The organism is Marinobacter sp. DUT-1 (assembly GCF_050379415.1).
GTDB lineage: Bacteria > Pseudomonadota > Gammaproteobacteria > Pseudomonadales > Oleiphilaceae > Marinobacter.
In genome coordinates, this window is record NZ_JBNRLS010000002.1 from 866,685 (window position 1) to 881,268 (window position 14,584).

Genomic DNA, 14,584 nt, shown 5'->3' on the forward strand with positions numbered 1-14,584 from the left:
CCTCCAGAAGCAATCCATGTAGCCACTGCGACCAGTCCGGTTTTTGCGGAACTGGCCTTGCTCTTCAGAAATTCAGGATAGCTGACAACAGAGCCTTTGTCGCCGGTCCGGGCAGTCAGGATTCGGCCGATTCTTCACGCAAGCCGTATTTGCGCACCTTCTCCACCAGAGTGGTCCGACGGATACGGAGTTTTTCGGCAGCCCGGGCGACCACGCCTCCGGCTTCATCCAGGGCCTGCTGGATCAACTGCTTCTCAAGATTGGAAAGGTATTCCTTGAGATCGATGCCATTTACCGGCAGCAATGCCGGGGCGTCCAGCCCCACCAGGCCGGGCACCCCCGATGGCATGCCGGAGTCCTCCACAGGCCGGTTCTCGTCGTAGTCGTCGACATAGCGGAATTTCTTCGGCAACTCCTGCACGCCGATCACGCCGTAGGGGTGCATGATCGCGAGCCGCTCGATCAGGTTTGCCAGCTCGCGGATATTGCCGGGCCAGTCGTGACGGCACAGACTCATGATGGCGGCCGAGTTGAGGCGCAGCGAACCCCGCTTTTCCTTCTCCATACGGGAGATCAGCTCGTTGATGAGAAGGGGGATGTCCTCCACTCGCTCCCGGAGGGCAGGCATCTCGATGGGAAAGACATTCAGGCTGTAAAAGAGGTCTTCCCGGAATTCCCCCGCCTCGATCATATCTTCCAGATTCCGGTCCGTGGCGGCGATGATCCGCACGTCGACACTCTCGCTGCGATGGCTGCCCATGCGCTCGAAGGTCTGGTCCTGCAGGACCCGGAGCAGTTTCATCTGTAATGGCAGCGGCAGCGCCTCAATCTCATCCAGGTACAGGGTGCCGCCGTCGGCCAGTTCCAGCCGTCCCGCCCGGGCCGAAATCGCCCCCGGAAATGCCCCCTTTTCATGGCCGAACAGCTCGCTCTCCAGTAACTCGGCCGGGATCGCGCCGCAACTGAGGGGCACAAACGGATGATCCCGCCGGGAGGAATGGTAATGCAGATTGCGGGCGACCACCTCCTTACCGGTGCCGGACTCCCCGGTGATCAGCACCGTCACGTCCATATCCGCCACCTGCTCCATCAGATGGTGCACATGCTGTATCTTGCGACTGGTGCCAACAAGGCTGCGGAACAACTGCAAGCCCCGCAAATGCCCCCGCTCCTGCCGGCTACGGTCAGACTGGTCCCGGTAGATCTGTGCCCGATAGAGGGAATCGACAAACTTGGCGTAATTCAGAGGCCATTCGAGGCGGGCAATGATGTGGCTGGCACATCCGTCGGACAACCCGGAGGGTTCGGCACCGTTCACCAGCAGAATCGGCACCCCTGGCAAGGCATCACACACCCGGGCAAGGGATTCACCCACCCGGCTGCCTTCTCCGCTGACAAGAGCAACACCAACTTCTGCCCTTCGCAGGTCATCACCATGAGCCAGCAGCGCCAAAGCTTCGTCGCCGGCGACCACCTGCCCTTCGCCGACAAATTCGAGGATCGTGACCAGATCGTGCCGCCTCAGTTCATCCTCACTGAGCACCAGCACCTTGTTATTTTTAGACATTTTTCCCTTCCATTGGAGACTTCACTGGTATTTAAGACCGCTTGGGAGGGAGAGTCAATTTTATGACGGGGTGAAGGAGTACGGGAAGTGAAGTTGGGGTCAGATGAAGGCCTTCATCTGACCCCGTCTTCATTCACCGCCGGGCAGCCCGGCGGGCGGCGGAGGCGGTGAACTCGTTGCCGCGGAAGCCGGGCGCGAAGTCATAGGCCTTGAAGCCGTCGTCCAGGCCGTCGATGTAGTAGCGACCGGCCTTGAGGTCATAGGTCATTTCCATGGTGGTCCAGAACACCGGCTCGCTGTAGTAAGTGATGTTGTGCGCCTCGGACACACGCCAGAGATTGCCTTCCTGGTCATATTCCTCGGAAGCCAGAATCTGCCAGCTGTCCTCGTCCACGTAGAACACCCGGCGGGAATAGATATGGCTGATACCGGTTCGCAGCCTGGCCTCAACCACCCACACCCGGTGCAGTTCGTAACGCGCCAGCTTCTGGTTGATGTGCTTCGGACGAATCACATCGTCGGCTTCCACGGCATCGCCATGCAACTTGTAGGCGTTATAGGGCACGTACATTTCACGCTTGCCCTTCAGGGTCCAGTCGTACTGGTTGGGGGCACCGTTATACATGTCCTTCTGATCTACCGAGCGCAACGAGGACGAGTTCGGCAGGTCGGTTTCATAGGCCAGGTTGGGGGAACGGCGCAAGCGGCGGGAGCCGGAATCATAACGCCAGGCCAGCCGTGGGGAGCGGATCTGGTCCAGGGTTTCATGAACCAGGGTAATCGTCCCGGCCAGCGAGGACGGCGAAATGGTGTTTGTTTTCAGATAGAAGATCTTGTTATCGATTTCTTCCAGCTCCGCCCCTTTGCGGCTGTATGCGAAGAAATAATCGTATTCATTGACAACGGGATGGTAGGAACCGTCAGTCTGCGGCGTGGCCGAGGCACTGCGGAACGAGATCTCCGTGCCACGGTAGCGAAGGATATGGTTCCAGATCACCTCGAGCCCGTTCTTCGGAATCGGGAACGGGCTGGTCATGATGGTGCCCCGGACCCCGTTGCCGTTATCCAACAGCTCGGCAGCGGTGGCGTTCTCGATGGACTTGTCGTAAACATGCTCCGGAAAGGCTGCGCTACGACGGCTCTGATACACCGGTATGAAAAAATCCGGACCGTATTGTTCGATCATCCGGATATGACCGTCGGACAACTTGTCCCGGTACAGATCCAGGTTGTCCCGGGTAATCACGAACAACGGCTTGTCGTCGGGGAACGGATTGGTTTCGATCTCCCCCTGGCGCCAGCTCGCCGGTGGCGTGTTCAGCCCTCCGGTCCACTCCGGAATGGTCCCTGCCGCATTGGCGCCGCGCTCGGCACCCACCGGGGTCAACTCATTTTCAAGCCTCTCGGCTTCCGCCGGACTTACCTTGGCCAGTGCCTGCCCGGATAATCCGAACAGTACCGCCGCTGCACCCGCGACAATGTGGCTTCGCATACCTGACATCTCCAGCAGTTCCATAAGACGGGCTGCTTTTTGCCAAATTCAAACGATCGTTTCAAGTGAATGTTTGTATTTTCTTGTGACGGCACGGGGAATCATGAGACAGGTGCAGAAATCGTTGCACAGAAATGGTACAATCACTCTCTTAACAATCTGCCAGATCTTCCCAATCCGAAATCGCAGGTACTCCATGGCCTCGCAATGGCATTCGCTGGTCTCACAAAAACTGTTTCTGGCCAAGACGCTACTTGGGCAGCTTGATCTGCCGGCATTGGCAGCCAACGGGCAGCCGGCACCGGAAGCGGAGCAAGCGCTCAGACGGGAAGCGGCGATCCAGGGTGCAACAGAGCTGGTACTCCGCAGCCGGAGATTGTTGCTGGTGATGATCGCCCGGCTTTACCAGGAACGAAATGCCGAGCCGGAGACCCTGGAGGAACTGGCGGCACTGATTGGCGCGGAGGCCAACGAAGTGTACCGGTTGCGTAATCTGTCATCAGAGCCTGGTAGCTGGTGGAATCACCTGGATCAGCTGGAACAGAGCCAGAGTCGTCCGCCGGCGACCCGGAAAACCATAACGGATGACAACGTCATCGCGGTTTCAGCGGAAACCGGGCCAGACAGGTCAGCTGCCGGATTGCTTAGAACCCTGGGCGCACTCAAACATTTTGCAGACGATCTGGAAGAACAGCACAGCGAGTGGTGAATAACCGCCCGACGCTGGATTCCGGATCTCAATAACAGACAGGTTTACTGAATGTCACCATCGTTTTTTGAAATTGTACAATTGAGCAACGGCGACTATGCGCTGCGTCGGATCGACGACGACGGTGCGCCACTGGTCAAAATCTCGTTCTCGCAGGAAGCCCGGGAAATGATGGAAGATCGTGACATGAATGTCGCCAAGGCCATGATCGCCGCGGGCATTGAAGCTGTGGGCGACATCACCCATGACATTGACTGGGAAGAGGAAGAGGTCGAGGCAGTCGACCCGCAGCCCTCCTACACCCTGCACTGATCTGGCGGCGGGCGCCCCGGCCCGCCCCAAGCCTCAACGCTGGCGAAGCACCACCCCGTGACTGTTACCCTCGGCCGATGCGTTCTGGAGCGATTCCAGTGCGGAGCGGCCGAGCTTACAGGTCCACATCACAACAGCGTGGCAGGTACCGGCCCTGAGTGCCCGCTCGGCCAACTGCTGGGCCGGCAGCTCAGGCGTCGAACGCAGTACCAGCAATTCCCCCGTGACAATGCCATGCATCTTCTGCCACTTGCTGACCAGCTCCTGTGGCGGATCAATCCAGGCCAACCAGCGCTTTTCCTGGTTGAGCTGGGTCAGCATCGGCAGTAGCAACTGGAAGTTCTCCACCTGCCCCTGGGGCAGGATAATCTCGGTCACGTTACCGGCAACTTCCGCTGGACGGGGCTCGAGACTGCGGCGGGTGCGAATGACCGCCCGTCGCCCGGGAACATCTGACGCCGGTTCGGAATGGGACAGGACGCCTTGCTGATAGGCCAGATTCTGATTGAAGCTCAGTTGTTCCATAAGTCACCCGCTTGTTCTTTTATCGATTGGCTGTGGCTGGCCCGGCTCAGTGGAGGTCGGAGCGGCGTATGACACCCACGCCCAGGCCTTCGATAAACAGTTCCTGCTCGGTCAGATCCACTTCGATGGGCTCGAATTCGTCGTTCTCGGCAATCAGGTACACCTTGGTTCCATCCTTCCGGAAACGCTTTACGGTCACTTCTTCCCCGACCCGTGCCACGACCACTTGGCCGTTGTGTACATCCTGGGTGCGGTGAACCGCCAGCAGATCGCCATCGAGGATGCCAATGTCCTTCATACTCATACCGCGCACGCGCAGCAGGTAGTCTGCCGACGGCGAGAAGAAATCGGGCTGCAGAGTACAGTGATCCTCGATATGCTCCTGGGCCAGGATCGGACTACCGGCTGCCACCTGACCGATCACCGGCAGGCCCGGATCCTCCTCCGCCTCCGGCAAGCGAATACCGCGGCTGGCACCGGGCACCATTTCGATCGCACCCTTACGGGCCAGCGCCCTCAGGTGCTCCTCTGCCGCGTTGGCAGAGCGAAAGCCCAGCTCCGCCGCGATTTCCGCCCGGGTGGGTGGGTAGCCGGTCTCGTCGACGTAGCGCCGGATAATATCCAGTACCTGTTGTTGCCTGGCAGTCAGCTTCATTCCGTTACTCCGGTCAGTCCAGGTGACAGGCCCGCCCCTGACGGACACGCCTGTTTTTTTATACAGTAAATTGACTATATACAGTGTTTTATCCAGTGTAAAGCCCGCCCACCGATTTTCTGTCGCCGGCGTAACCCGTTGACAGCCAGGGGATGTGTTATGGTGAGAAAAATCCTACATGCAGACTCGGGGAGCCCGATGTCACAAACCAGTACCTGCACGTTACCGGAGGTGCGGCTCAACAGCGAAGGCGAGGAGCGCCGCGTTGGCGTCGAGGTGGAGCTGTCCGGCCTGGGCTATGAAGTACTCGTGGATCATGCATCCCGCCTGCTGGATGCGCCTGCCACAACCATCTCGCGGTATGTCACGAGGATTGATACCCTACTGGGCCCTTTCACGATCGAGCTGGATTCGGATCCGATCAAGGGGCTGGACCTGGCAGATGAACGCCTGCCCAGCTCCATCCGCGAGCTGGGAGGCCAGGCCATGGATGTGATTGATGCTGCGGCCGAGCGTGTGGTTCCACTGGAAATCGTGACGCCGCCGATTCCCCTGTCCCGCCTGCAGGATGTCGAAACCCTGGTGGATGAGCTCCACCTGCTCGGCGCCCTGGGAAGCCGGGAGGCGATTTATTTTGCCTTCGGTCTGCAGCTCAACCCCGAACTGCCGGATCTCCAACCGGCAACGATCGTCCGCTATCTGCAGGCCTTCGCGGCCCTGTATGACTGGCTCAAGGCCAGGCACCAGCTCGACATCAGCCGGAAGTTCACCACCTACATTGAACCCTGGGCCTCCCGTTACACCGACGAGCTGATGGCGGATAGCTACGCCCCCGACCAGACACAGCTGATGCGGGACTACCTGGAGTTCAATCCGACCCGAAACCGGGCCCTGGACCTGCTCCCGCTGTTCTCACACCTGGACGCCGACCTGCTTGTCGAGTACGTGCGGGACCCGCGCATCAAGAGTCGCCCCACCCTGCATTACCGGCTACCGGATTGCGACATCGACAACCCGGAATGGCATTTCTCCAGCGTGTGGAACGACTGGGTCATTCTGGAACAGATTGCCAACCGGGCCGATGACCTGGCGGAACTGAGGGGGTTGTTCCGGGACAGCCGGAAGTTCAGTTTCCACAACCTGACCCACAGCTGGCAGGAAACCACAGACCAGTGGCTGCGTACCAAGGGTTATGTCTGACGCATTACAGGAAGCCCCGGAAATCCCGGGGGTCACCATCGGCATCAGTGGGCCGGCCCGACGCAGCCTGGCCCATCGTCTGATCAGCCTTGCGCTGCGGATGCATGGTGCCCGAACCCATTATATTCGCCCCGGTTCCCGGGTGGATGTATCACTGCTGGACGGTCTGGTGCTCTCCGGCGGCACTCACGTTCACCCGGAAAACTTCGGCCAGCAGCCCCAGGTTACCGCCCGCTATGACCGGCGGCGGGATACCACGGACCAGCGACTGCTGAAGGAGGCTGAGGCCATTGGCATCCCGGTACTGGGCATCTGCCGCGGCGCACAGTTCATCAACGTATTCCATGGCGGCTCCCTGTGCCAGAACGTCACCCCCCTGCGAGTCCATACCCGGCACAGGCCCCTGCTGTTGCCCCTGCAAACCGTCAGACTGGTCAGTGACAGCCGGCTCGGGCAGTTGATGCATGGGCCGGTGATCGGAGCCAACCGCATCCACAGCCAGGCCATCAAACGGCTGGGAAAGAACCTGAGGGTGGTCGCCGTAGACAACGACCTGTTTGTACAGGCCATCGAAAACACTCGCGGCCAGTGGCTCATGGGTGTGCAATGGCATCCGGAATACCTGCTGTATCACGGCGGGCACCGACGCATTTTCGGCCACTTTGTCGAAGCCGCCCGCAACTTCAAACTGGCCCGGCTGGAGCCCGGTCTGGCCACCCCTGAAACCACACTCTGAAGGAGTATTGCACCCATGAACGGACGGAACCGCTTGCTGCTCCCCCTCATCTCTCTCACAATGGCACCTGCCCTGACGATGGCCGGCGAGCTGACACTCACCGGCGAAGGGTCGGTGCGCTACGAACCGGACAGCGCCCGTCTACAGTTCACTGCCAGCGCCGAGGATCCCCTCGCGAACAAGGCCAGCGACCAGGTCCGGCAACAGATGGAGAAATGGCGCGAAGGCATCGAGAACTGGCGGGACCAGCTCGCTGACTACAGCGATGCACAGCTGAACCTGTACACCCGGACGATCCCGCCGGCAGAGCGGGGTGGCCAGTCGACACAGCAGGCAGTCGCCTCCCAGACCGTGAGCTTCAGTATCAGCGACCTGACGCTGCTGAACCCGCTGCTGGAACAGGCTCAGGCGCTGGGCATGGAATACAACCTGGGGCCACAACAGTTCTACCACTCCAACGAGCCGCAACTGGAGCGGGAAGCCCTGGCCGCCGCCATTGCCGATGCCCGGGCTCAATGCGAATTCGTGGCCCGGGAGCTGAACCAGTCCTGCGGCGAAGTGGTCACGATGAACATCAACAGCGGTTACCGGCCGGTACCGATGATGATGGCCGAGGCCCGTGCTGCAAAGGATGTGGTGACCAGCGTCGGAGTCCGCGAGATGACGGCCTCGGTTTCCGCCACCTTCACCCTCGAGTGATCCGCACTCAGAAATCCCGGGTGTAAAAGATATCGAGCGAGGCCGCCAGACCACTGGCGGCCTCCAGGTAGAAATATTTGCCGAGGTCATATCGCAATGCCACGGTGGTAATGGGCTCGAAGATGCCCACGCCGTAGCGCACGCTGAGGTCCTCCGTCAGATACCCACTGGCCACCACCGAGGTCTGCTCACCCGTCCCCTCGGCTTCCAGGGTCAGCTGCCGGATACCCAGCTCTTCTCCAAGTTGCCCGGTAACCTTGCTGGCCTGGGTCAGGCCCAGTGACAGGGCAGCGCGGTTCATCTGTCCTTCGTCGCCCTGGCTCTGTGGCGCCCGGCCGAGGATGAGGTAAGAGAGCGCATCGGATTGTGGCATGTCCGGGTTCGAGAAGACTTCGGTCGAGGGCGCCTGGACGGGGCCACTGAGCCGCAGCCCGGCCACTACGGAACCTACCTCTCGTATTGCCTCGATCTCGAGATAGGGCTGTGTGAGGTTACCCACGAACAGAAGCCTGGCTGTGCGCAGTTGCAGCTCCTGACCGTAGGCCTCATAGTGCCCGTCCACCAGCTGCAGGGTACCCCGGGTATCCATATCGTTGCCGATGCGCAGGGTACCCTCGAGATTGCCAGTGACGCCAAAGGCAGCGAAGGTGACCTCATCCTCCCCGACCCGGACGGTGACATCCATTTCCATCGAACGGATGGCGGGCTCCTCCTGTTCCACGCCCACAATGACCTCGTCCTCGGACACCTGGACCGCCTGCGCCGGGAGGGACTTGATTTCGATACTTCCCCGAGGGACAGCCACCTCACCGGAGACCGCCAGATCGCCCTCACTGAAGGTCACCTCCAGGTCCGGGGCAATTTCCAGCCGGGCATAGGGCTCAATGTTGAGCGGAATCCGGCTGCCGGCAATGGCCAGCCTCCCCCTCGGCGCACCGGACCAGTCGACACTGCCATCCAGGGTGGTTTCACTTCGATCATTGCTGCGGATCCGGCCGCTCAGATCAGCGGAATATCCGTTCAGGTCAACCTGGATCAGGATATCCTCAAGAGGCACGGGCAACGTTGGATCCATGATCCGGCCATCCACCAGTGCCAGCTCTCCGGTCACCGCCGGTTTCATCAGCGGACCGGACAATCGCCCCTGGCCACTGATCTCGCCGGCCACCTCCTGGAGCCCGGTAAAAACCCCGGCCAGAGCCAGATCCAGGCCCTGAAGACTGAAATCCCCTTCGACCCGGCGGTCGGCGCTGTCGGGATCGACGGCAAGATCCAGACGAAAACCGCCGAGCGCATCGCCATCCAGCCGGACATCGACATTGGCCACGTCCGGTTGCAAAGCCAGTTCCGCCGTCAGGGACGAGTAACCCAGCGCCTCCCACTCGCCATCGACCAGGACATCAAACTCGCCACTGCCAGCATCAACAAACACACGGCCGGTGGGGCCTGCATCATCCTGGGTGAATGACACTTCGGCGTTCAGCTCCGACTGCCACCGGAGGGTTTCAGGCAGCAGCGGAGACAGCGCCTCAGTCGGAAAGCGGCTGATCCGATAGGCAATCTCCGGGCGCGGATACAGTAACTGGTCCTCGGCGCACACCGAGCTTTGCTGCCAGGCCCAGCAATGGGCGCCGAACCGCACCCGTCCATTCGGTTCCCAGGCCAGTTCCGCCGGCGCCTGCAGGCGCCACCGTTGATCCTGTTCCGGGATCGAGATATCGCCCCTGGCAAGACTCCCCAGCCAGCTTTGCCAGCGCTCGCCAAAGCCGCCTTCAAAATCCACAGTAACCCGGGCATCTGCATGTTGCGCATCGACCGCCAGCGTATGATTCTCCCGGGTGCCGGCGGCATTCAATACCAGCGTTTCCAGCGCCTGACCTGCCGACTCAATCTTCCCGGCCTCCACGCTGGCATCGAGCACCTGGCCTTCCGACAGGGAGGCGTTCACCGCCAGGCTGCCGATGGTCAGCTGGTCCTGCCAGGCCAGAGCCTGGCCATCGGCCACAAGCTCTGCGACCGGGTCCTCCGGACTGCCGGAAAGCTTCAAAGTTGCCTCGAGTTCACCGGCCAGACCGGCAAGAAGTTGCTCGGGCTTGGGCAGGGACATGGTCAGGTCTGCCGACAGTTCAGGCCCCCACGCACCCTCGCCGGACACCCGGTTATCCCCTACGACCAGTTCCAGGCCGGACACCACCCAACTGCCGGTTTCGGTATTCAGAGCGCCGGTGGCCAGGGTTTCGTGAGAGCGCCAGCTCCCCGAGAGATCCCAGCTTGCGGTCATACGTGGCACCGGCGCTTGTTCAAGGGAGCCCTCGCTTTTGACCTCGCCATTCAGCGACGCCTCCAATGCCGGCACCCAGAACCCCGGATTGAAATCACTGAGTTCAAGCGCAGCCTGCCAGCTCACTGGTCCGTCAAAGCCGACCCGGCCACTGCCGGTGGCCGATCCTGCGCCGGTTTCCAGGGCAAGCTCAGAGAGGTTGACCGCCTTGAGATCCCCATCCAGGGAAGCTGCAACGGTGGCCTCCCCCATCGGGCCTCGGGTCTCCGCCTTGAGAGTGCCCTGGTATTGATTGTCCGCCCAACTGAAGTTGCCTGTCAGGGTATTGAGTTCGACCGGCGGCTCGGACAGGTCCGGCACCAGCGAATACCAAGGGAAGCGATCCAGGCTCAGGTCAGCCTCGGCGGAAAAGCCGTCGGCCCAACTCAGGTTACCCCGGACAGTGGCATTGCCGGGCGGCTCCCCTTCAGAAGCCAGCACCAGCTCAAGGTTATCGGCTCCGGCGGTGGTGACCAGGCCAGACAGCCTCAAGGCAACGGGTCCGACGGTACCTGGCAGCGTGGCCTCTCCACGGGTGCGGAAACCCTGCTCCAGCGATCCGTCTGCCTCCACGACAAGGTCCTGGAAGGTGAGAGTTTCGGGCAGGGCATCCAGTGCCGTGAACTGGTCAGCGACAACCCGCAACCGGGCAGGTAACGCCGGATCCAGAGGCGCTACCCGACCTGACAGCCGGGCATCCAGGTAGCCACGACTGACCCCATCCAGGCGCAGATCCTCGACGCTGCCCGACAGGTTCACCGCAATCTCCCATTGATCCCCACGGGGTGGCGGCAGGGTGGCGATGACTTCCAGGTCGACCGGCCAGTCTCCCCGGGTTTCCACCCGTCCCCGGGCGGTCACGGCATAATCCGCCCGTTGGTAATGAACCCGCTCCAGCTGCCAGCTGGCACCGGATCCGCCAGCATCCAGTTCAAACCGGTCCCAGACTGCGGTCCCGTTGACCGTGAATGCCCCGATGCGAACGTCCGATATTTCCAGGGACAGCGGAACGTCGACCACCGGCAGGGTGACGCCCGAAGCCGGTTCCGCGCCGTCCGACGAGGGCGCCGTTTCCAGTTCCATTGCCTGCGCGTGCAATGTGTCGACGCACAAACGCTTCTGGAACAGGCAGGAGGGCGACCAGTCCAGCAGCGGCTGTCGCACATCCAGAGTGATGCCATAGCCCTGCCATTGGAGCCGAGTTGCCTGCCAACGACCCAACAGGGTGCCCTGCCCTTCGTCCACGGTCAGGCCCGGAACCTGCTCGATCATCCAGGCGGTCCCGGTCTCCGAACGCACCAACAGCAGGGCCGCACCGATCAGCAACACCGGTAGCAGGATGATCACCGCCAGGATCAGCCCCAGCCAGCGCAACGGATGCCTCCTGCGGGGGGCGCGTTCGCTGGCCGTGTCCATCGCCCGGTTTTCGTCCGTCACAGCTCAGGCCCCATCGAAAAGTGAATTCGCCAATCCCCGCCAAACTCCGGATCCAGCCCCTTGGCAATATCCAGGCGCAGCGGTCCCACCGGGCTGACCCAACGCAGGCCGATACCGGCACCCGTAGCCAGGGGATCAAGCAGATCGTTGATGGCGTTGCCATGATCCACAAATATCGCCGCGCGCCAGCGCTCGGCAAACTCGTACTGGTATTCGGCACTACCTGCCATCAGGTAACGCCCACCCACTGGCACGCCATTGTCATTTTCCGGGGACAGGGTTTCATAGCCGTAGCCCCGGACACTCTGGTCACCACCGGCGAAGAAACGCAGCGAGGGCGGGACATCCTCGAAACGGTTGGTGCCGACCGCGCCGATCTGGAACCGTCCCAGGAAGCGGTGATTATCAAACAGGGTATAAAGCCCCTTGGCCTGAGCGTATACGTGCAGGATATCCACCTTCGACAGCACCGCCCGATGTGAACCCGTGACATCCAGTTGCAGTCGATATCCCCGTGACGGATCCAGGGGAGAATCCTGTCGCAGCCTGGAATAGCCGACGCCCGGCAACAGCAGGCTACTGGTGCCTTTTTCATCATTGCCGATATTGAAGCGCTCGCCCTCCCAGCGGAGGGACAACACCTGCAACCAGCCGTTATCCAGCTGGTGCTGCCACTGCTGGCCGAGGGTCAGCAGTTCGGATTCCACATTCTCGATATCCTCCCGCTGGTAACCTGCGGTCAGGCGGATCAGATCCGTCATCGGCGGGTCCAGAGGCAGCTCGTACCAGGTACTGAGGTTCTGCCGGGGTTGGGATATTTCGGTTTCGGCACCCCGCTTATGCCCCATGGGATTGACCCAGTGCTCGCGCCAGGTGCCACGGACGCGGGGGCCAACGTCCGTGGAAAAACCCACCCCGGTCGCCACCGAACGGCGCTCCCGGCGCGTCACGGCAACGCTCACCGGGATAACCCCATCGACCGCATTCCCCGGCACGGCATCCACATCCACACCGGAAAAATAACCGCTACTGGAGAGGTCCCGGTTCAGTCGGGCGATGATGTCCGTGTGATAAGGGGTGCCCGGCTCGAAGGTGACAAAATCCTCCAGCAAGGAGGTCTCGAACCAGTGCCCCTCCTCAAAGGTGACCTCTCCCAGGCGGTACCGCTCACCGGATTCAAAGACCAGAACAATCTCGGCAGTGTTCTCTTCCGGATTAACGCGCAGGGTCCGGGTAACAAACTGCCCCCCAAAGTAGCCCCGTTGGCGGGCCCGGGTCTGTATGGCACTCCGCAGGCTGGAATACTCACCGTGATCCAGAACATCCCCCACGGCCGGCGTTTCCGGCAGCCCACTCATGAACTCCGCATCCTCCCCTGCGGGGCCCCGGATATCCACCTCCCGCGAGGTGACTTTCACCGGCTCGCCCGGATCGATCTCCAGAATGAGCAGGGCCAGGTCTTCTTCATCCCCCGCCTCCACTCGCCAGTCGATTTGAGGGTTGTAATAGCCCAGGGCCCGCAGCGCCTCACCGGCCTGACGAACGGCCGTAGCGGCATATCGGCGCAGGTTGGCTTCGCTGCGGCCTTCTACTTCACCAATAAAGGCCTTCGCGTTGGCTTCCAGCTCCGGAAAGTCACCATTGACCCGAACCTCGACCTGCCGGGCATGCCCCGCAGCCGGCCATAGCCACACCAGTAGCAACAGCAGGCAGAACGGGTAAATTCTCGGGATCGGGTTAATAGACAGACTCCGGCTTCTGATGTTCTTTCCCTAGGGGTGGTATACGTTCCATTAAAGATTGGAAGTTTAACGTCAGGCGGTCAAGTTGAGGAGCCTGTCGTGCTTGGGGTACAAATACGCTAACCTGTCAGGGACTTACACAGCCTCCAGATCGGATAAGTGGCCACCGCATGCTGCACATAAACCGGGAAAACCTGAAGTCCAGTCATCAGCTCATCTGGTTCGTCATCGATTTCCTGATGCTCGGCCTGCTCATCCTGAACCTGGCATTCATCATCTGGGACTCCATCTACAATTTTGTCGCCATCCAGAACCTGCTCAAAGAGCATGCGCCGGCGCTGCAATCCGCTTATCACCCCATCCATGAGCGGTTCATTTTCTACGACATGATTTTCGTGACCATCTTCCTCACCGAATTCTTCGTGCGCTGGGCTTATGCCATCAAGGCCAGCGTCTATGACCGGTGGTATTTCTACCCGTTCATTCACTGGTACGACCTGGTGGGCTGTATCCCGGTGGGCAGTTTGCGTTTCCTCCGGATCCTGCGGGTGATCTCCATCATCTACCGGTTGCACCAATACCGGATCATCGACATCACCAGCACGAAAATCTATCGGTTCGTGAACTTTTATTATGAAGCGTTCATGGAAGAGCTGTCCGACCGGATTGTGCTCAAGGTCCTCAGCGGCGTTCAGGACGAGGTCCGCCGGGGCTCTCCCCTGTTTGACCGGATCCAGAAAGACATCCTGTATCCCCGCCGTGACATGCTCTCGGACTGGATCTCCCAGCGCGTTGCCGAGGCTGCACAGGAAGGCTACGTGCCCAATCGTGGCGCACTGCGAAACTACCTCGAAGGTCGGGTGGACAACGCCCTGAAGCAGAACCTGGAGTTGTCGCGCCTGAAATACCTGCCGATGGTTGGCCCCACCATTCAGGAGACCCTGGAAGACGCCGTCGGTGACATCGTTGCCAACGTGATTCACCAGATCCTGGAAGACCTTGCGTCCAGCTCCAACCACGCGTTCATCGAGGACATCGTGAACGTCTTCCTGCCCACCCCGGACCAGGTGGCCGCCGATGAAACCCAGAACCAGGCGCTGATCGACCTGATCATCGAGATTCTGGATGCCATAAAAGGCCAGGTTAAGGTCAAGCACTGGCGTGCCCAGCTGCCGTAACGTATAAGAAAG

12 protein-coding genes are annotated in these 14,584 nt (G+C 60.8%); 6 read left to right on the forward strand and 6 right to left on the reverse strand.

The genetic code is table 11. The features are described from left to right. Window positions 1–115: 115 nt before the first annotated feature. Together ACQUTG_RS09595 and ACQUTG_RS09600 are read right to left on the reverse strand one after the other, a co-directional pair. The gene (locus tag ACQUTG_RS09595) at window positions 116–1,567 is read right to left on the reverse strand and encodes a sigma-54 dependent transcriptional regulator (protein ID WP_428919170.1); all 1,452 of its coding nucleotides are present in this window, start codon (window positions 1,565–1,567) and stop codon (window positions 116–118) included. A gap of 133 nt (window positions 1,568–1,700) precedes the next feature. Further along, window positions 1,701–3,059, reverse strand: a complete 1,359-nt coding sequence (locus ACQUTG_RS09600) for a DUF1329 domain-containing protein (protein WP_428919171.1) — start codon at window positions 3,057–3,059, stop codon at window positions 1,701–1,703. Window positions 3,060–3,255: 196 nt separating this feature from the next. Here ACQUTG_RS09600 and ACQUTG_RS09605 point away from each other — a divergent pair, with 196 nt between their 5' ends. Together ACQUTG_RS09605 and ACQUTG_RS09610 are read left to right on the forward strand one after the other, a co-directional pair. Further along, window positions 3,256–3,768, forward strand: coding sequence for a DUF6586 family protein (locus ACQUTG_RS09605; protein WP_428919172.1), 513 nt, complete (start codon window positions 3,256–3,258; stop codon window positions 3,766–3,768). A 51-nt stretch (window positions 3,769–3,819) separates the two neighbouring features. Beyond that, window positions 3,820–4,080: a hypothetical protein gene (locus ACQUTG_RS09610; RefSeq protein WP_428919173.1), complete on the forward strand. Its 261-nt coding sequence runs from the start codon at window positions 3,820–3,822 to the stop codon at window positions 4,078–4,080. Between the two features lie 33 nt (window positions 4,081–4,113). Here the strand turns inward: ACQUTG_RS09610 and ACQUTG_RS09615 are convergent, their stop codons facing one another. Continuing rightward, window positions 4,114–4,605: a cell division inhibitor SulA gene (locus tag ACQUTG_RS09615; RefSeq protein WP_428919174.1), complete on the reverse strand. Its 492-nt coding sequence runs from the start codon at window positions 4,603–4,605 to the stop codon at window positions 4,114–4,116. 46 nt (window positions 4,606–4,651) lie between these two features. After that, window positions 4,652–5,260, reverse strand: coding sequence for a transcriptional repressor LexA (lexA, locus tag ACQUTG_RS09620; protein WP_410328469.1), 609 nt, complete (start codon window positions 5,258–5,260; stop codon window positions 4,652–4,654). A 198-nt stretch (window positions 5,261–5,458) separates the two neighbouring features. On the opposite strand from lexA, the gene ACQUTG_RS09625 reads away from it, so the two are divergent. Genes ACQUTG_RS09625 through ACQUTG_RS09635 form a run of 3 tightly spaced genes read left to right on the forward strand, consistent with a single transcriptional unit; the run spans window position 5,459 to window position 7,895 of the window. Beyond that, window positions 5,459–6,460 carry an amidoligase family protein gene (locus ACQUTG_RS09625; protein ID WP_428919175.1) on the forward strand — a complete coding sequence of 334 codons (1,002 nt, stop codon included), beginning with the start codon at window positions 5,459–5,461 and terminating at the stop codon, window positions 6,458–6,460. Then, the gene (locus ACQUTG_RS09630) at window positions 6,453–7,196 is read left to right on the forward strand and encodes a gamma-glutamyl-gamma-aminobutyrate hydrolase family protein (protein WP_428919176.1); all 744 of its coding nucleotides are present in this window, start codon (window positions 6,453–6,455) and stop codon (window positions 7,194–7,196) included. Before ACQUTG_RS09625 ends, ACQUTG_RS09630 begins: the two co-directional genes overlap by 8 nt. Window positions 7,197–7,211: 15 nt before the next feature. Then, window positions 7,212–7,895 (forward strand): SIMPL domain-containing protein, encoded by a 684-nt coding sequence (locus tag ACQUTG_RS09635; protein ID WP_428919177.1) that lies wholly within the window; start codon window positions 7,212–7,214, stop codon window positions 7,893–7,895. 7 nt (window positions 7,896–7,902) lie between these two features. Here the strand turns inward: ACQUTG_RS09635 and ACQUTG_RS09640 are convergent, their stop codons facing one another. Together ACQUTG_RS09640 and ACQUTG_RS09645 are read right to left on the reverse strand one after the other, a co-directional pair. Continuing rightward, window positions 7,903–11,652, reverse strand: a complete 3,750-nt coding sequence (locus tag ACQUTG_RS09640; protein ID WP_428919178.1) for a translocation/assembly module TamB domain-containing protein — start codon at window positions 11,650–11,652, stop codon at window positions 7,903–7,905. Next, a complete protein-coding gene (locus ACQUTG_RS09645) occupies window positions 11,649–13,346 on the reverse strand; it encodes an autotransporter assembly complex protein TamA (protein ID WP_428919179.1) in 1,698 nt (565 codons plus the stop codon). The genes ACQUTG_RS09640 and ACQUTG_RS09645 overlap by 4 nt, the downstream gene beginning before the upstream one ends. A 218-nt stretch (window positions 13,347–13,564) precedes the next feature. Between ACQUTG_RS09645 and ACQUTG_RS09650 the strand changes: the two genes are divergently transcribed. After that, the gene (locus tag ACQUTG_RS09650) at window positions 13,565–14,572 is read left to right on the forward strand and encodes a hypothetical protein (protein ID WP_428919180.1); all 1,008 of its coding nucleotides are present in this window, start codon (window positions 13,565–13,567) and stop codon (window positions 14,570–14,572) included. Window positions 14,573–14,584: the final 12 nt, after the last annotated feature.

Bases quoted from the DNA above. Each gene is read 5' to 3' on its own strand.
- ACQUTG_RS09595 (WP_428919170.1), bottom strand. From the start codon at position 1,567: ATGTCTAAAAATAACAAGGTGCTGGTGCTCAGTGAGGATGAACTGAGG.
- ACQUTG_RS09600 (WP_428919171.1), bottom strand. From the start codon at position 3,059: ATGCGAAGCCACATTGTCGCGGGTGCAGCGGCGGTACTGTTCGGATTA.
- ACQUTG_RS09605 (WP_428919172.1), top strand. From the start codon at position 3,256: ATGGCCTCGCAATGGCATTCGCTGGTCTCACAAAAACTGTTTCTGGCC.
- ACQUTG_RS09610 (WP_428919173.1), top strand. From the start codon at position 3,820: ATGTCACCATCGTTTTTTGAAATTGTACAATTGAGCAACGGCGACTAT.
- ACQUTG_RS09615 (WP_428919174.1), bottom strand. From the start codon at position 4,605: ATGGAACAACTGAGCTTCAATCAGAATCTGGCCTATCAGCAAGGCGTC.
- lexA (WP_410328469.1), bottom strand. From the start codon at position 5,260: ATGAAGCTGACTGCCAGGCAACAACAGGTACTGGATATTATCCGGCGC.
- ACQUTG_RS09625 (WP_428919175.1), top strand. From the start codon at position 5,459: ATGTCACAAACCAGTACCTGCACGTTACCGGAGGTGCGGCTCAACAGC.
- ACQUTG_RS09630 (WP_428919176.1), top strand. From the start codon at position 6,453: ATGTCTGACGCATTACAGGAAGCCCCGGAAATCCCGGGGGTCACCATC.
- ACQUTG_RS09635 (WP_428919177.1), top strand. From the start codon at position 7,212: ATGAACGGACGGAACCGCTTGCTGCTCCCCCTCATCTCTCTCACAATG.
- ACQUTG_RS09650 (WP_428919180.1), top strand. From the start codon at position 13,565: ATGCTGCACATAAACCGGGAAAACCTGAAGTCCAGTCATCAGCTCATC.